The organism is Gemmobacter aquatilis (genome assembly GCF_900110025.1).
GTDB lineage: Bacteria > Pseudomonadota > Alphaproteobacteria > Rhodobacterales > Rhodobacteraceae > Gemmobacter > Gemmobacter aquatilis.
Map to the genome: position 1 here is coordinate 282094 of NZ_FOCE01000001.1, position 16170 is coordinate 298263.

21 protein-coding genes are annotated in these 16170 nt (G+C 64.7%); 6 read left to right on the top strand and 15 right to left on the bottom strand.

The features are described from left to right. Nucleotides 1-18 precede the first annotated feature (18 nt). From BMX43_RS01330 to hslO, 3 genes are read right to left on the bottom strand one after another with little or no spacing between them, the layout of a single operon-like run. A complete protein-coding gene (locus BMX43_RS01330; protein WP_091295687.1) occupies nt 19-1161 on the bottom strand; it encodes a CCA tRNA nucleotidyltransferase in 1143 nt (380 codons plus the stop codon). Further along, the gene (locus BMX43_RS01335; RefSeq protein WP_091295691.1) at nt 1158-1748 is read right to left on the bottom strand and encodes a CoA pyrophosphatase; all 591 of its coding nucleotides are present in this window, start codon (nt 1746-1748) and stop codon (nt 1158-1160) included. The genes BMX43_RS01330 and BMX43_RS01335 overlap by 4 nt, the downstream gene beginning before the upstream one ends. Beyond that, on the bottom strand, nt 1738-2739 hold the full coding sequence (gene hslO, locus BMX43_RS01340) for an Hsp33 family molecular chaperone HslO (RefSeq protein WP_091295694.1): 1002 nt from the start codon (nt 2737-2739) through the stop codon (nt 1738-1740). The genes BMX43_RS01335 and hslO overlap by 11 nt, the downstream gene beginning before the upstream one ends. 72 nt (nt 2740-2811) lie before the next feature. Between hslO and BMX43_RS01345 the strand changes: the two genes are divergently transcribed. Further along, nucleotides 2812-3258, top strand: a complete 447-nt coding sequence (locus tag BMX43_RS01345; protein ID WP_091295698.1) for an NUDIX hydrolase — start codon at nt 2812-2814, stop codon at nt 3256-3258. Here the strand turns inward: BMX43_RS01345 and BMX43_RS01350 are convergent. Beyond that, nucleotides 3246-4478, bottom strand: a complete 1233-nt coding sequence (locus tag BMX43_RS01350) for a PP2C family protein-serine/threonine phosphatase (RefSeq protein WP_281243102.1) — start codon at nt 4476-4478, stop codon at nt 3246-3248. The two genes, BMX43_RS01345 and BMX43_RS01350, sit on opposite strands and share 13 nt — an antisense overlap. A 208-nt stretch (nt 4479-4686) precedes the next feature. Between BMX43_RS01350 and BMX43_RS01355 the strand changes: the two genes are divergently transcribed. Continuing rightward, entirely contained in the window at nt 4687-5001 is a 315-nt protein-coding gene (locus tag BMX43_RS01355) for an Hpt domain-containing protein (RefSeq protein ID WP_342711036.1), read from the top strand. Between the two features lie 3 nt (nt 5002-5004). Here BMX43_RS01355 and ilvA read toward each other — a convergent pair whose 3' ends face one another. Together ilvA and BMX43_RS01365 are read right to left on the bottom strand one after the other, a co-directional pair. Next, nucleotides 5005-6252, bottom strand: coding sequence for a threonine ammonia-lyase IlvA (ilvA, locus tag BMX43_RS01360; RefSeq protein WP_091295701.1), 1248 nt, complete (start codon nt 6250-6252; stop codon nt 5005-5007). A gap of 36 nt (nt 6253-6288) precedes the next feature. Beyond that, the gene (locus tag BMX43_RS01365; protein ID WP_139201503.1) at nt 6289-7029 is read right to left on the bottom strand and encodes a hypothetical protein; all 741 of its coding nucleotides are present in this window, start codon (nt 7027-7029) and stop codon (nt 6289-6291) included. Nucleotides 7030-7152: 123 nt separating this feature from the next. Between BMX43_RS01365 and BMX43_RS01370 the strand changes: the two genes are divergently transcribed. Then, the gene (locus BMX43_RS01370; protein ID WP_091295707.1) at nt 7153-8382 is read left to right on the top strand and encodes an argininosuccinate synthase; all 1230 of its coding nucleotides are present in this window, start codon (nt 7153-7155) and stop codon (nt 8380-8382) included. Between the two features lie 128 nt (nt 8383-8510). After that, the gene (locus BMX43_RS01375; protein ID WP_091295710.1) at nt 8511-8792 is read left to right on the top strand and encodes an SCP2 sterol-binding domain-containing protein; all 282 of its coding nucleotides are present in this window, start codon (nt 8511-8513) and stop codon (nt 8790-8792) included. A gap of 7 nt (nt 8793-8799) precedes the next feature. Here BMX43_RS01375 and BMX43_RS01380 read toward each other — a convergent pair whose 3' ends face one another. Both BMX43_RS01380 and BMX43_RS01385 read right to left on the bottom strand, forming a co-directional pair. Further along, complete coding sequence (locus BMX43_RS01380; RefSeq protein ID WP_091297029.1) at nt 8800-9504, bottom strand: sulfotransferase-like domain-containing protein; 705 nt, start codon at nt 9502-9504, stop codon at nt 8800-8802. A gap of 61 nt (nt 9505-9565) precedes the next feature. Further along, entirely contained in the window at nt 9566-10465 is a 900-nt protein-coding gene (locus BMX43_RS01385; protein WP_091295712.1) for a D-amino acid aminotransferase, read from the bottom strand. Nucleotides 10466-10594: 129 nt separating this feature from the next. On the opposite strand from BMX43_RS01385, the gene msrA reads away from it, so the two are divergent. Continuing rightward, nucleotides 10595-11221, top strand: a complete 627-nt coding sequence (gene msrA / locus BMX43_RS01390; RefSeq protein WP_091297034.1) for a peptide-methionine (S)-S-oxide reductase MsrA — start codon at nt 10595-10597, stop codon at nt 11219-11221. Between the two features lie 6 nt (nt 11222-11227). On the opposite strand, the gene BMX43_RS01395 is transcribed toward msrA, so the two are convergent. From BMX43_RS01395 to BMX43_RS01410, 4 genes are all read right to left on the bottom strand, one after another. Continuing rightward, nucleotides 11228-11539: a hypothetical protein gene (locus tag BMX43_RS01395; RefSeq protein ID WP_091295715.1), complete on the bottom strand. Its 312-nt coding sequence runs from the start codon at nt 11537-11539 to the stop codon at nt 11228-11230. 126 nt (nt 11540-11665) lie between these two features. Continuing rightward, complete coding sequence (ureG, locus tag BMX43_RS01400) at nt 11666-12286, bottom strand: urease accessory protein UreG (protein ID WP_091295717.1); 621 nt, start codon at nt 12284-12286, stop codon at nt 11666-11668. Continuing rightward, a complete protein-coding gene (locus BMX43_RS01405) occupies nt 12283-12915 on the bottom strand; it encodes an urease accessory UreF family protein (RefSeq protein WP_091295719.1) in 633 nt (210 codons plus the stop codon). The genes ureG and BMX43_RS01405 overlap by 4 nt, the downstream gene beginning before the upstream one ends. Beyond that, nucleotides 12908-13381 carry an urease accessory protein UreE gene (locus tag BMX43_RS01410; RefSeq protein WP_091295722.1) on the bottom strand — a complete coding sequence of 158 codons (474 nt, stop codon included), beginning with the start codon at nt 13379-13381 and terminating at the stop codon, nt 12908-12910. Before BMX43_RS01410 ends, BMX43_RS01405 begins: the two co-directional genes overlap by 8 nt. A 54-nt stretch (nt 13382-13435) precedes the next feature. On the opposite strand from BMX43_RS01410, the gene BMX43_RS19675 reads away from it, so the two are divergent. Then, nucleotides 13436-13603 carry a hypothetical protein gene (locus BMX43_RS19675; RefSeq protein ID WP_175481991.1) on the top strand — a complete coding sequence of 56 codons (168 nt, stop codon included), beginning with the start codon at nt 13436-13438 and terminating at the stop codon, nt 13601-13603. On the opposite strand, the gene ureC is transcribed toward BMX43_RS19675, so the two are convergent. The 3 genes from ureC to BMX43_RS01425 are packed head-to-tail and all read right to left on the bottom strand — an operon-like array spanning nt 13600 to nt 16164. Further along, the gene (gene ureC, locus BMX43_RS01415; RefSeq protein ID WP_091295724.1) at nt 13600-15306 is read right to left on the bottom strand and encodes an urease subunit alpha; all 1707 of its coding nucleotides are present in this window, start codon (nt 15304-15306) and stop codon (nt 13600-13602) included. The genes BMX43_RS19675 and ureC overlap by 4 nt on opposite strands. Continuing rightward, nucleotides 15306-15611: an urease subunit beta gene (locus tag BMX43_RS01420; RefSeq protein ID WP_091295727.1), complete on the bottom strand. Its 306-nt coding sequence runs from the start codon at nt 15609-15611 to the stop codon at nt 15306-15308. The genes ureC and BMX43_RS01420 overlap by 1 nt, the downstream gene beginning before the upstream one ends. Before the next feature lie 7 nt (nt 15612-15618). Beyond that, nucleotides 15619-16164: a HupE/UreJ family protein gene (locus BMX43_RS01425; RefSeq protein ID WP_091295729.1), complete on the bottom strand. Its 546-nt coding sequence runs from the start codon at nt 16162-16164 to the stop codon at nt 15619-15621. Nucleotides 16165-16170: the final 6 nt, after the last annotated feature.

The window sequence follows — 16170 nt, forward strand, 5'->3', positions numbered from 1 at the left end:
GACCGAAAGGAAAACCGATCAGCCCAAGAGTTCCGCACGGGAAGCCCGCAGGCCCGAGGCGATCCAGGCGGCCTCCAGCTCTTTCAACCGCGCACCCAATGCCGCCCCTTGCAGCGCAGGCATCAGATCGGCAGGACGCACCGGAAACACCGCCGCAGCCCCGCGCGCAATCTCGGCCTGCCAGCCCTCGGGCAGCGGCGTCGCGAACAGGGCGGCGCGGGCCAGCATCACATCCGCTGCCTGTTCGGCGCCCAGACGATAGCCCAGCTCTGCCGGTGCCGACATGTCACCCAAGGCGGCGCGCAACCGCTCCATGGCCCGGCTGTCGGCGCGTGACAGACGCCAACGGTCGGTGACATCCTCGCCCCCCAGCACCAGCAGGCGGCGCGGCCAATGCGGTGCCCGCCCGGCCTCCAGATGCACCAGCGGCGCCAGCCCGCGCGGGTCGGCACCCGGCAGCACATGCCCCAACACCCCGGCCATGGCCATCGCGGCCACCGCAGGCGCAGGGTCAGCAGCCGACAGCAGCTTGCGCATCTCGGCGCCGATCCGTTCGGCCGAAAGTGTCTCTAATCCTGCGGAATGGGCGGCACAGGCGGCCAGCCCTTCGGGATCAAGCCCCCCCTCAGGGTCGCCATAAATCGCATGAAACCGGAAGAAACGCAGGATGCGCAGGTAATCCTCGCGGATGCGCGCCTCGGCATCGCCGACAAACCGCACCCGCCGCACCAGCAGATCCGGCAAGCCGCCCAGCGGGTCGATCACCTGCCCTTCGGGCGTGGCATAAAGCGCGTTCATCGTAAAATCGCGGCGCGCGGCGTCGTCTTCGATCCGCGCAGAAAAGGCCACGACCGCGCGGCGCCCGTCGGTTTCCACATCGCGGCGGAAGGTGGTGACCTCATGCGCGATGCCCTCGGCAATCACCGTCACCGTGCCGTGGTCTATGCCAGTCGGCACCACCTTCAGCCCGGCCCGTTCGGCCAGCCGCGTCACCTCGCCCGGCGCCGCGTCCGACGCGATGTCAATATCCGCAACCGGCACGCCCAGCAGCGCATTGCGCACGCAGCCGCCCACGAACAGCGCCCGGAACCCGGCCCCGGTCAGCGCAGCGCAAACCCGCTGTGTCGGCTCCGCCGCGATCCAGCCGCCGATGACCTTCACGGCGCCAGCCTGTCGGCCAGTCCGCGCAGGATGCGCGCCGTGGCGCCCCAGATGTAATAAGGCCCGTAGGGCACGGCGTAATAGCGCCGCCACTGGCCGCGCCACATCCGCCGCTCCACCCGGAACTGCGCCGGATCGGCCAGATGCGCCAGCGGCACACGGAACACTTCTTCCACCTCACCCGCCTCGGCACGGGTAGCAAAATCGCCTCTGATATGGCCCAAGACCGGGGTCACGGTATAGCCGGTCACCGTTTCATGCACCGGCAGCCGCCCCAGCAGCGTCACCAGCCCGGCCTCCAGCCCCACCTCCTCATGCGCCTCGCGCAGCGCCGCCGCCTCGGGCGAGGCATCGCCCGCGTCGATCTTTCCGCCCGGAAAGGCGATCTGCCCCGGATGGTGCTTCAACCCCGAGGCCCGCTTGGTCAACAAGACCGAGGGGCCGCCCGGCCCCGCGCACACCGCCACCAGAACGGCGGCGGCGCGCAGTTTTCGTCCCGGCGGCAACACGACCTCGGGGTTCAGGTCATAGTCGGAGCTTGCGGGCGCCGGCCGAGCCAGCGCCCGGATCAGCGCCTCAGGCCCCATCGCGCGCCGCCTGTTCCGCCTCGAAGCCAAGCGTCTTCGGGTCAAACTCGTAATGCGCACCACAGAACTGGCAATCTGCGGTCAGGATGCCTTCGGGTGTGGTCATATGCGTCAGATCCTTGGCCGAATAGATCGACAGGGACGACCGCACTTTCTCGGCCGAACAGGAACAGCCAAAGCGCACCGGCTGCGTCTCAAAGACCCGCGGCCCTTCCTCGTGGAACAGCCGCACCAGCAGATCGGTCGGCGTGACAACCGGGCCGATCAGCTCCAGCTCCTCCACCGTATCCAGCAGCAGATTCACCCGTCGCCAGTTTTCACCCACTTCGCCCTCGACAATATCACCCGCCTGCAGCAGCCCCCCCTCACCCGAGCCACCACCCTGCGCCACGAAGGGCGAGGCTTTCGGCATATGCTGGATCATCACGCCCCCAGCGCGCCAGCGCGGCGCCACCCCAGGTTCCTGACTGCGGCCATAGGTCAGCGCAAAGCGGGTCGGCAACTGTTCCGACTGGGCAAAATACGTCTCGGCACAGGCGGAAAGCGAGCCACCGTCCAACGGCGTGATGCCTTGATACGGCACCATCCCGGCGCCTTGGTCGATCACGATGACAAAATAGCCCTCGCCGATCAGGTCAAAGGGTTTGGCCTGCGGATCAAGCTCTTCCGCGACGAAGTTGGCATAGGCGCGGATGCGCGCGGGCTCGCCATCATCGGTCGGGCCATAATAATCGGTGGCGATCATCTTGACCGCACCGAGACCACGGATCTGCAGCGACAGCCGCCAGCGCAGCTTGATCGTCTGCCCGATCAGCGCGGTCAGCAGCGCGGCCTCGCAAACCAGCGCCTCGATCTGCGGCGGATAGGCGTGCTGCTTCAGCACCTGATCCAGCACGCCATCCAGACGCGCAATCCGGCCGCGGATGTCGGACAGATCGAGTTGGAATGGCAGGACAGTATCGTCCCAGGCGATTTGCGAACCAATGGTCATGGGGGTTTCCTAACGGTGCCAGTCTTGGCATACCGCGACTATATAGGCGCGGCAAGTTCGGGGTCCAAGAGCATGATCAGACGAGTGGGCGAAGCGGTAAGGCCGGGGCAGCGCTATCGGCTGCGGCCCGGGGTCTATGCGGTGCTTCTGCAAGGCGCAGATGTGCTGGCCACCTTTCAGGAAGCCCCGACGCCGGAGTTTCAACTGCCGGGCGGCGGGATCGACCGGGGCGAACACCCGATCGCCGCCCTGCACCGCGAGGTGATGGAGGAAACCGGCTGGCATGTCGCCATCACGCGGCGGCTCGGTGCGTTTCGGCGGTTCTGCTACATGCCGGAATATGATCTCTGGGCCGAAAAGCTATGCACCGTCTATCTGGCACGCCCCGCGCGGCAGATCTGCCCGCCGACAGAGCCGGGCCACAGCGCAGTCTGGCTGCCCGCCGCGGCCGCCGTTGACATGCTGGGCAACCCCGGAGACCGCGCCTTTCTGGCCCGGGCGCTGCGTCAGCCGCGATAGTGGAACAGCACGCCCGACACATCGTCGGGAAAATCGGCACCGCCGGTATGACCGTTCAGTTCCCAGACCAATGCCTCCAGCAGGGCCTGGGCTTCGGTATCGGCATTGCGCCGCAAGAACCGCTCCAACCCCTCTGACCCGAACTCCCCGCCATCCAGCGCCGGACATTCCGTCACCCCGTCCGACACCAGAAACAGCCGGTCGCCGGGATGCAGCCGCGCCTCGATCCGTTCGAACGCGACATTGGGCAAAAGCCCGATCGGCAGGCCACCATGGCCGATCTGTTCAACCCCGCCCGCCGCACGGATGACCATCGGGTGTGGATGCCCGGCCTGCACCAGTTGCACCCGGCCGGTTTCCAGATCCACCTCGGCATAGGCCATGGTGAAATACTGTTCCACCTGCATGTCTTCCAGCATCATGCGGTTGAACCGTGCCGCGACCATTTCGGGCGGCCAGGCATCGCGCGCGCCCTCTACCCCGCCGGTCAGCGCGATGTTCTGATCGGGCGAGGCGCCTGACAACAGCCCCGCCAGCCGCGCCGTCATCATCGCCGAAGCCACACCATGCCCCGACACATCGACCGAATACAGCGCCACCCGCCGGGCGCTGATTTCAAAGAACCCGACCAGATCCCCGCCCACATGCCCCGAGGGCCGCAGCAGGATCGAGGCCGTCCCCCGCCCGAAATCGCGGTGCCGGTCACGCGCCAGCGTCTGTTGCAGCTTGCGCGCCTCGATCAGATCCCGGTCCAGCGAATCATACAGCTTCTGCAATTCGCCCAAGGTGCTGCCGATCAGACGGTTCTTCTCCATCAATTCCCGGTGCATCCCGAGGATACGCTCCCCCGCGCGCAGCCTTGCGTGCAACTCATCGGCGTTCACCGGCTTGGTCAGGAAATCATCCGCCCCGACATCCAGCCCCAGCGCCACCTCGCCCTTCTCGGATTTGGAGGTGAGAAGGATGAAGTACCCATATCTTTCGTGCGGCAAGGCCCTGAACGCCTTGCAGAAATCCAGGCCCGAAATGCCCGGCATCACCCAGTCCGACAGCACGATGTCGAAATCGGTACGCCGACACATCTCCAGCGCCTCCTCGCCGGTTCCCGCCTCCATCACCTGATAGCCCCAGCGCATCAGCGATAGCGACAGAACCTTGCGCTGCGCCTTGCTGTCATCGACGACAAGCACCCGGCGCGGCGTCAGCGGCGCCCGAAGCACATTTCTTTCAATCTTGCCCACACTCACCACGACCCAACTCCGCAAACGAATTTCACCAAAATCGGCGGCGGAGCTTAAGAGAGAGTGAAACCTAAAATTGCGCGGAAAAGGCTGGCAGCGCCTAACGGATTGTTAAACCGCCACGGTCAGGCTGGGGCTGTGTGGAACAGGCCGCAGGCTGGGGGTTATGATGATTGACTGGGAAAGGGTGGCCGATCTGAAGGCCGAGGTCGGGGTGGATGGCTTCGATGAAGTGATCGCGCTGTTTCTGGAGGAAACGGACGAGGTGGTTGCAAGGCTGCCTGCCAGCGGTGATGCCCTGCAGGTCGGGCGCGACCTGCATTTCCTGAAGGGAAGCGCCCTCAATCTCGGGTTTCGCGAGATGGCGCAGCTGTGTCAGGATGGCGAACGCAAGATTGCCCTCGGCGCGGTGGAAGAGGTCGATCTCAGGGCCTTGGCCGCGCTTTATCGCAAATCCAAGGCCGCGTTTCACGCAGCCCTGGCCAAAACAGACGCGGCCTGACCGTCAGACGAGAAACTCTGCCAGGGCATCATCGCCGGTGATGTCGCGGTAGGCAAAGCCTGCCTCGTCCATCCGGTTGGTGAACCGGGCAAAGCTGGAGGCCGATTTCGTCTCGATCCCGATCAGCACCGAGCCAAAGTTGCGCGCCGATTTCTTCAGGTATTCAAAGCGGGAAATGTCATCTTCGGGGCCGAGCATGGTCAGGAACTCGCGCAAGGCACCGGGCCGCTGCGGCATCCGCAGGATGAAGTATTTCTTCAGCCCGGCGAACCGCTGTGCGCGTTCCTTGACCTCGGGCAGACGCTCGAAATCGAAGTTGCCGCCTGAGGTGACGCAGACCACCGTCTTGCCGCGAATCTCGTCGGCCAACACCGGCAGCACATCGACCGACAGCGCCCCTGCCGGTTCCAGCACGATGCCTTCGACGTTCAGCATCTCCAGCATGGTGACGCAGATACGGTCTTCGGGGGCCAGCAGCACCTGCGCGGGCGCGGCCCAGCTCAGCCGGGAGAAGGTCTGTTCCCCCAGACGCGCCACCGCCGCGCCATCGACAAAGCTGTTCACCCGCGGCAGCGTGACCGGGTGCCCGGCCTCCAGCGCCGCCGTCATGCTGGCGCCACCCAGCGGCTCGACAAAGCGAAAGTCGATGCCCGGCGCCTCGTCCCGCAGATAGGTTGTCACCCCTGCAGCCAGACCGCCCCCGCCCACCGGCAGAATCACCAGATCCGGTGGGGTGCCCAGTTGATCGAGGATCTCGACCCCGACACTCGCCTGCCCTTCGATCACATCGGCATCGTCGAAGGGCGACAGGAAATGTGCGCCCTGTTCGCGGCAATAGGCCTGGCTGGCGGCCAGAGTCTGATCGAAATAGTCGCCGGTCAGCACGATCTCGATGGAATCGCCGCCGAAGGTGCGGGTCTTGTCGATTTTCTGCTGCGGGGTGGTGACCGGCATGAAAATCGTGCCTTTCACCCCGAAATGGCGGCAGGCATAGGCCACGCCCTGCGCATGATTGCCCGCACTGGCGCAGACGAAATGCCTTTGGTCAGGGTTCGATCCGCGCACCTTCCGCATCGCCGTAAACGCGCCGCGCAGCTTGTAGCTGCGCACCGGCGACAGATCCTCGCGCTTGAGCCAGATCTCGGCGCCATAGCGGTTGGAGAGGTGGTCATTGCGCTGCAACGGCGTGGCCTCGAACAGGTCACGCAGTGCCAGGGTCGAGCGGCGGGCGGCTTGGGCAAACTGGGTCATGTGCCGATTAGACCCGCGCGGGCCGAAATGGCAAGATCAGACCAGCGCGCGCTTTTCGATGTAATGGCCATAAAGCGTGGTGAGAATGGAAATTCCGACCATCAGCTGCACCCAACCCGAAGCCAGTTCCCACAGCAGGCCCAGAACCGGAATCGGCCCCAGAACCACGCCCGGCAGGCTGAGCAGCAGCGTGGCGAACGTGGAAATCGCAGCAAGCCCGAACATGACGCCGGACTCGCCGATCGTCGCCTCCCACCCTGCGGTGAAGCGGATGGGCCGACCCAAGGCGGCGGCAGGCAGGATCGCGCTGAAGCGATAGCCGACCACAAGGCAGGGAATCAGCACGGCAAAAATGGACAGGGAACCGGCAAGCGGGCCCAGCAGCGGCACCAGCAACAAGGCCGACAGCAGCGACATCACCACACCAATCATGACGATGACCAGCGCAATCCCCAAGGATTTCAATAGGTAGTCCAGCATCTGCGGCCCATGGAACGGCGGCAGCAGGCTCTGGGGTTCTTCCACCAGCAGCACATAGCGGTGCCAAGCCACCGCAATCCAGAGCGAGCCCATCAGCAACAGCAGAGCCATGAGACCGGACGCCAGAATGGTGGCCATGTCCGACTCTGCCGAGAGCGGCATCGAAAAACCCGATGCGCCGAACAGCACCGAAAGCGCCATTTCCGCAAGGAAGATCACCCAGGAAACCCGCAGCGCCGCCTGCAGGTTGCCAAAGACCTGCCGCACCGAATGGGTCAATATCTGCCAGGCTTTCATTTCGTGCTCCTGCATGGGTTGTGCCGAAACAGTCAGAGAGCCGCCGTCCTGTCAACCGGGCAGCGCTTGCCCTTCCGCCGTTTTCCCTTTAATCGCGGGCGAAACCGCGATGGAGCGTCTGACATGTCCAAGCCCAAGAAAGTCGTCCTCGCCTATTCGGGCGGTCTCGATACCTCGATCATCCTGAAATGGCTGCAAACCGAATATGGTTGCGAGGTGATCACCTTCACCGCCGATCTGGGGCAGGGGGAAGAGCTGGAACCGGCCCGCGCCAAGGCCGAACTGCTGGGGATCAAGCCGGAAAACATCCATATCGTGGACGTGCGCGAAGAGTTCGTGCGCGATTTCGTCTTCCCGATGTTCCGGGCCAACGCGGTGTATGAGGGGCTGTATCTGCTGGGCACCTCGATCGCGCGGCCGCTGATTTCCAAGCATCTGGTTGATCTTGCCCATAAACACGGTGCCGATGCCGTGGCACATGGGGCAACCGGCAAGGGCAATGATCAGGTCCGGTTCGAGCTTTCGGCCTATGCGCTGGACCCCTCGATCCGCGTGATCGCGCCGTGGCGGGAATGGGATCTGACCAGCCGCACGAAGCTGATCGAGTTTGCCGAGGCGAACCAGATTCCGATTGCGAAAGACAAGCGCGGCGAGGCGCCGTTCTCGGTCGATGCGAACCTGCTGCACACCTCCTCTGAAGGCAAGGCGCTGGAAAACCCTGCCGAGGAAGCACCCGATTATGTGTATCAGCGCACCGTCGCCCCGGAAGATGCGCCCAACACCCCGGAATATATCGAAATCACCTTCGAGCGCGGCGATGCTGTGGCGATCAATGGCGAAGCGCTGTCTCCCGCCACGATCCTGACCCAACTGAACGAATTCGGCGGCAAACATGGGATCGGGCGGCTGGATTTCGTGGAAAACCGCTTTGTCGGCATGAAATCGCGCGGGATCTACGAAACCCCCGGCGGCACCATCCTGCTGGAAGCGCATCGCGGCATCGAACAGATCACGCTGGATGCCGGGGCGGGCCACCTGAAAGACAGCCTGATGCCGCGCTATGCCGAGCTGATCTATAACGGCTTCTGGTTCTCGCCCGAGCGGGAAATGCTGCAGGCGCTGATCGACAAATCGCAAGAGCATGTGACCGGCACCGTGCGGTTGAAGCTGTACAAAGGCTCGGTCCATTGCGTGGGCCGCTGGTCGGAACACTCGCTGTACAGCGAAAAACATGTGACGTTTGAAGAAGATGCAGGCGCCTACGATCAGAAGGACGCGGCGGGCTTCATCCGCCTGAACGCGCTGCGGCTGAAACTGATCGCCACGCGCAATGCGCGGGTTGCCAAGAAGTAACCCACTGTTTCACATGAAACATTCAGGCCGCGCCGGGCAACGGGCGCGGCCTTTTGCGTTGTGACGCAACGGCGTGATTGACGCGCGGGCCGCAAACGTCAACCTGCAGCGCAAGCGAGGGGGATGGCATGATGGAACAGATCGCGGCGGATATTCGCAAGGCATTGGAAACGAAAAGCTTTTCGGGCAGCCTGAAATTCGATTGTGGCGCGGCCGGGGTGATCGTACTGGCCGATGGCACCGCCACCACGCAAGACCGCGAGACGGATTGCACCTTGCGGCTGAGCCAGGAAAATCTGGTCAACCTGTTGAAAGGCAAGCTGAATCCGATGATGGCACTGGCGATGGGCAAGTTGAAGCTGTCTGGCAACCCGGGGGTTGCCATGGGGCTGGCCAAGCTGCTGGGGTGACCCAGCGCTACAGGGTGAAGGCACGCAATCGGTTGTAGAAGGGCAGGGCCTGTTCCACCAGATCCTGATATTCCGGCGCCAGATCGGGCAGCGGCCCTTCCGGGTCTTCGAACCCGGTGGAGCGGTGGACGGCGCCATACCAGTGGCTGGCCCAGATTCCATCCGCCGCATGGCCCCCGGCGGGCCAGGTCAGCATCCGTTCGGTGAAGGGGATGCCCAGCGCAGCGCAGAGTTTTTCCAGCATTTCCCGTGGGTTATCGCGGATGTCGGCACTGTCGATCACCAGCGGCGGCTGGCCGAGCCAGCCTGCAACCTCGTCAAACAGTTCGGCCTGCTGGACAAAGCCGATATCGGCCAAGGTCGGCCCCTCGCGCTTTTTGGCATAGCTGGCGACAACCCGTGCCGGATGGCGGATCAGGAAGACATTGGCGCAGGCGCGCATGAAGCTGCGATCAAAGCCTTCGATCATGTGCAGCGTCATATGCTTTTGATAGAACAGGCTTTTCCCATCTGGCACCGGCCCGGCGCAAGTGGCGGCGACGCGGGCGGGATCGGCGTCATGGGTGGCGATGATCGCCTCGCGCATCGGGTGATCGAGGCCGGTTTCGCGCAGATAGGCGGCATAGAACGGCTCGTCCCACACCGCGCAATCGCCACGGGCGGCGAAGGCATACATCATCGCGGTGGACAGGTTTCGCGGCCCGGACCACATGGCGACATGCGTCGTGCCGGCGTGCGCCCCCTGTACACCCCCTGTGCTGCGTTTTTCCATCTCAAGCCCCCACCAGGTCTTTGTACAAGTCGCGCAGGCGGGCGGTCATCGGCCCCATCTCGCCCGTGCCGATCTGCCGCCCGTCGATCACGCCGACCGGGGTCTGCGCCCCGAAGGTGCCGGTCAGAAACGCCTCGTCCGCCGCATAGGTATCGACGAGGCTGAAGTTGCGTTCGTACACCGGGATGCCATTGGCGCGGCACAGGTCGATCACCTTGCGGCGGGTGATGCCGTTCATGCAGTAATCGCCGGTCGAGGTCCAAACCTCGCCCTTCTTCACGATGAAGAAATTGCAGGCGTTCGTCGTGTTCACGAAACCATGAACATCCAGCATCAGCGCCTCGTCCGCGCCAGCCTTTTCGGCGGCGATGCAGGCGAGGATGCAGTTCAGCTTGGAATGGCTGTTCAGCTTGGGGTCTTGCGTCATCGGCAACCCGCGCAGATGCGGCACGGTGGCAAGGCGGATCGGGCGCGGGATCTTCGGGCGCGAATGTTCCATGATGATGGCCACCGTCGGCCCCTGCCGCGACAGCGACGGGTGCTGGAACGGGCGCGATTTCACGCCGCGCGTGACCATCAGCCGGGCATGGGCATCGGTTTCCATGCCATTGGCCTTTTGCGTCTCTAATACCGCCGAAATCACCGCCTCGGGCGTCATCCCGATGGTCAGATCAATCGCTTTCGCCGCCTCGAACAGGCGTTCGATATGCTCTTCGATGAAGGCCCAGCGGCCGTTATACAGACGGATCCCCTCCCACACGCCATCGCCCAGCATGAAGCCCGCGTCATAGACCGACACGAGCGCCTGCGCCTTGGGCAGGATGCGCCCGTTGAGGTAGAGAAGGATCGCCTCGTTGCGGGCGTCATCTTCGGCCTGATGGGTGGTGACGTGATCTGTCATGCGCGGAACTCCTGTGCCGGGGCAGGCTATGCCGGGGCGCGCGCCGGGTGCAAGGGGCGGCATCACGCAGGCGTGTCTTGCCCGGGCGGCACCTGCGCCACAGATTTTGGGCGAACAGGAGGAATGGTGATGAAGACAGTGGTTCTGGCAATGGGCCTGGCCCTTGCGGCGGGCGCGGCGCAGGCCGAAATTCGCAAGGCAGTGGTGGCGGGCGGCTGCTTCTGGTGCGTGGAGTCGGATTTCGAGGCGGTGAAAGGCGTGCAGGACGTGGTGTCGGGCTTTGCTGGCGGCAAGGGCGAGAACCCGACCTACAAGGAGGTGTCGCGCGGCGATACCGGGCATTACGAGGTGGTGCAGATCACCTATGACGATGCGGTGCTGCCCTATGCCGATCTGGTGGCGCGCTTTCTGCGGTCGATCGACGTGACCGATGCGGGCGGGCAGTTCTGTGACCGGGGCGACACCTACCGGACGGCGATTTTCGTCTCTGACGCCGCAGAAAAGACGGTGGCCGAGGCGGCGGTGACGCAGGCCGGGCAGCAGTTGGGGCAGGCGATTGCGACGAAGATCCTGCCTGCCGCGCCGTTCTGGCCGGCGGAGGATTATCATCAGGGCTATTACCAGTCGTCAGATATCGTGCTGACGCGCGGCGGGCCGATGCAGAAGAAGAACGCCTACACGTTTTACCGCGAAGGCTGCGGTCGGGATGCGCGGCTGAAGGCGCTGTGGGGCAAGGACGCCTGGAGCGCGCATTGACCGGGGTCAGTAAGGCAGGTCTGGCCCGCGGCCCTGCAGGCGCTTGAGGTTGGAACGCGTGCGGCTGCGGACCGGCTTCAGCGCCGACATGGCAATCGCCGCGATGCCCTTGCCACCGAGCATGGCACGCCCGACCGACAGTGCGGCTTCGGTCATCGCTTCGGTCTTTTCATGGACCATGCGGGAATTTTCTTCCGGCGCCACGTTCCAGAACCCCGCCATGCCCCAAAGCCGCATGGCGATGACCATCTGTGCCTCGGCCAACATGAGGCCGGTATGCATCGACAGCCTGACGGCCTGATTGGGGGTAACGAACATTGTGGTTCCTTTGCTACAGCTCTATGTGACATTGGCACCACGGCCCCCCCATACAAGGCTGACGTAGGGTCAATGACACAAAAGTATTAATTTCCGATACCGGATTATCCGGCGCGGAAAGGCCGGTCAGGCAAGGATCAGGCCACCCTCCTGTTGCAGAAAGCGCACCACCTCCTCGACGCCATGGTTCTGGCGCAGGCGGGCCATGACGTAGGGGCGGGCGCCACGGGCGGCTTTGGTATCGGATTCCAGCAAGGCAAGATCGACGCCGACATGGGGGGCGAGATCGGTCTTGTTGACCACCAGCAGGTCGGATCGTGCCAGCCCCGGCCCCTTCTTGCGCGGAATGTCCTGCCCGGCGGCGGTGTCGATCACATAGATCGACAGGTCGGCCAGTTCGGGGCTGAAGGTCGCGGCAAGGTTGTCGCCGCCGCTTTCGATCAGGATCAGGTCCAGATCGGGGAAGGTGGTGCGCAGATCGGCCACGGCGGCGAGGTTGATGCTGGCATCTTCGCGGATCGCAGTATGTGGGCAGCCGCCGGTTTCGACCCCGCGGATGCGGCTGGCGGGCAGAACCTGCGCGCGGGTCAGGTAATCGGCATCCTCGCGGGTGTAGATGTCATTCGTGATCACGGCCATTGAACAGCGGTTCGCCAGCGCGGCGCACAGCTTTTCGGTAAGCGTGGTCTTGCCGGCGCCCACCGGGCCACCGATGCCGACACGAAGGGGGCCATGCGGGCTTGTCATGTGCGGAAAATCCTGACTTCGAGGGTTTCGTGGCGCATCGCCGCCATATCGGCGCCGGGCGTGAAGGTGGCGATGTCGTCAAGGCTGGCGGTTGCCGCCTCGGTGGCGAGTTGGGTGAAGAGAGGCGCGAGGCGGCTGAGCAGGGCTTGGGACTCCGACTGGCCCAGCGGCAGAAAGCGCGTCGCGGCCGAGATCATCTGCGCGGCGGCCCCGTGCAGGAACAGGGACAGCACCTCCTCGGTCGGCACATCCAGCGCGCGCGTGGCGAGGCCGACCGCCACCGGATAGGGCCGGATAGAGACGGTTTTGCCGGTAATGGTGCCGATCAGTGCGGCAAAGGCGCGGCCCTGATCCAGCAGTTCGGTTTCGCGTTCCGGGCAGGTGGCGTAGCTGAGCAGCAGGTCGGACAGCAGATCCGGGTCTGCCCCGGCGCGGGCCTGGGCAAGGAAGATCGCATCCATCCGTGGGCTGCCAAAGCGCAGGGTCGTGGTCACCCAGGCCTCGACATCGGCGATGTTGCGCACGGCGCCGGTGGCCATCGGCTGCTCCAGCCCCTGCGAATAGGCGAAGGCGCCGATCGGGAAGGCGGGCGACAGCCATTGCCAGAGGAGAAGCCGGTCCTCAGCCATGGAAATGAAAATTCCCGTCGCCATGATCGTGGCCCATGGTGCGGCCATGGCCATAGGCGCCGCCTTCGGGTTTGAACGGCGCACTGGTCAGGGTCAGCGCGGCGCCAAGGCCCGCCAGCATCTTTTCCAGCACATGATCGCGGCGGATCACCAGATGATCCCCGGCAATCTCGCAGGGGGTGTGGCGGTTGCCGATATGCCAGGCGAGACGCGGCAGATCGCCCCGCACCTCGACCACCGGCTCTTCGGCGGCGATGACGACGATCAACCGGCCATCGGAAAGCTGAAAGGCATCGCCCTGGTCCAGACTGGTGGTTTCGGCCAGATCCACGAGAAAGCTGCTGCCATCCTCGGCCACCAGCCGTTTGCGGCGCAGAAAGCGCGCGTCATAGCCCAGCACGACGCGGCTGTCAGAGCGCAGCCACTGACCGGAGCGGAGAATGGTTTGGGCTGTGAGATGATCCATGATTCGTTAACTTTCCGGGCGCAGTCTGGCTGCATGAACATAGGAGGAACAGGGATGCAGGGTAAGACGCTGACGCCCGAGGAGGAGTTGGAGGCGCTGCGCGCCCGGATCAGCCGCCTGCAATCGCAGGAAGCCGCGCTGATGCTGGAGGTGGAGGGTTTGCCCCGCCCGGGCCTGCGGCCGGGCTGGCCGATCCGCAGGCTGGGCGAGGCGTTGCATTAGAACAGGAAATACCGCTGGGCCAGAGGCAGCTCCTGCGCCGGTTCGCAGGTGATGATCTCGCCATCGGCGCGCACTTCGTAGGTTTCGGGATTGACCTCGATCTTTGGGGTGGCGGCGTTCAGGATCATGTCGGATTTGCCGATGCTGCGGGTGTTGGACACGCCATAAAGCTGCTTTTGCAGCCCCAGTTCGGCGCCCAGCCCGTTGGCGATGGCGGCACCTGACAGGAAGGTGGCGCAGCTCATGTGCCGGGCGCGGCCCAGCGCGCCGAACATCGGGCGCGAATACATCGGCTGCACCGGGATCGAGCCGTTGGGATCGCCCATCTGCGCCAGCACGATCATGCCGCCCATCAGCACCATGTCGGGCTTGGCCCCGAAAAACGCGGGCGACCAGAGCACCAGATCGGCGCGTTTGCCGACCTGCACCGAACCGATATGACGGGAAAGCCCATGCGCGATGGCCGGATTGATGGTGTATTTGGCGATATAACGGCGCACGCGGAAATTGTCGTTCGCGCCGACCTCCTCGGCCAGCCTGCCGCGCTGCACCTTCATCTTGTGCGCGGTCTGCCAGGTGCGGGTGATCACCTCGCCAATGCGGCCCATCGCCTGACTGTCCGACGAAATGACGCTGAAGGCGCCCATGTCGTGCAGGATGTCCTCTGCCGCGATGGTTTCCTTGCGGATGCGGGATTCGGCAAAGGCCACATCCTCGGGGATCGAGCGGTCAAGGTGGTGGCAGACCATCAGCATGTCGAGATGCTCTTCCACCGTGTTCACGGTATAGGGCATCGTCGGGTTGGTGGAAGACGGGATGACGTTCTGGCTGCTGACCACCTTCATGATGTCGGGCGCATGGCCGCCCCCCGCGCCTTCGGTGTGGAAGGCGTGAATGGTGCGGCCCTTGATCGCGGCGAGGGTGTTTTCGACAAAGCCGGATTCGTTCAGCGTGTCGGTGTGGATCATCACCTGCACATCCATGTCGTCGGCCACCGAAAGGCAGCAGTCGATGGCGGCGGGGGTGGTGCCCCAATCCTCGTGCAGTTTCATGGCGCAGGCGCCGGCATTCACCATTTCGACCAGCGCCTCGGGCAGGGAGGCGTTGCCCTTGGCGGCGATGCCGAAATTCATCGGGATCGCATCCACCGCCTGCAGCATCCGCCCGATATGCCAGGGCCCGGGGGTGCAGGTGGTGGCCAGCGTGCCATGCGACGGGCCGGTGCCGCCGCCCAGCATGGTGGTGACGCCGGAATGCAGCGCATCTTCGGCCTGTTGCGGGCAGATGAAGTGGATATGCGCATCCATGCCGCCCGCGGTCACGATCCGCCCCTCGCCCGCGATCACATCGGTGGACGGGCCGATGATGATGCTGACATTGGGCTGGGTATCGGGGTTGCCCGCCTTGCCGATGGCGGCGATCAACCCGTCGCGCAGCCCGATGTCGGCCTTGTAGATGCCGGAATGATCGACGATCAGCGCGTTTGTGATCACGGTATCCACCGCGCCGCCCGCCCGGCTGACCTGAGATTGGCCCATCCCGTCGCGGATCACCTTGCCGCCGCCGAACTTCACCTCTTCGCCATAGGTGGTCAGATCGCGCTCCACCTCGATGATCAGATCGGTGTCGCCCAGGCGCAGCCGGTCGCCCGCGGTCGGGCCATACATCGCCGCATAGGCGGGACGCGAGATTTTCACGGCCATCAGAGATCCCCCATGACCTGTTGGTTGAAGCCGAACACCCGGCGCAGACCCAGCAGCGGCACAAGACGCACCTCGCGGCTTTGCCCCGGTTCAAACCGCACCGCGGTGCCCGACGCGATGTCGAGCCGCATCCCGCGCGCGGCGGCACGATCAAAGCTGAGCCCGGCATTGGTTTCAGCGAAATGGTAATGCGAGCCGACCTGGATCGGCCGGTCGCCGGTATTGGCGACCATGAGGGTCAGGCCCTCGGATCCTGCGTTCAGGGTCAGGCTGCCATCGGCGGGAAAGATCTCTCCGGGAATCATGGCACCCTCAGGCGAAGGCGAGCGCGAGGCCCGCAGCGGCGGTCAACCCGCCCAAAGCGCGGACAAGCCGCGATTGCAGGCCAAGGCCCAGCGCCACGCCCGCGCCATGCAGCGCGGCGGTGGCGATCAGGAAGCCCAGCGCATAACCCGCCGTGGCCTGCCCTTCGGTGCCATGGGCATGGCCGTGAAACAGCCCGAACAGCGCCACCATGGCGACCGAGGCCGCAAGCCCCGGGCGCAGCGCCAGCGCAGCAGCCAGGCCAAGGGCGATGACCGAGGCGAGGATCATCGGCTCCACCCCCGGCAGGGCAAAGCCCAGCGCGCCCATCACGCCCCCGCCCAGCATGGCGGTCAGAAAGGCCAGCGGCAGCGCCCAAAGCGCCCGCCCCCCGGCCATCGCCGCGCACAAACCGACGGCGATCATGGCCAGAAGGTGATCCGCCCCGCCAACCGGATGCGACAGGCCCGACAGGAAAGGCGTTGCGGTGACATGCCCGGGATGCGCGAAGGCGGCAGAGGGGGCGAGAAGCAGAAGGGGAAGAATGCGTTTCATCTTGGC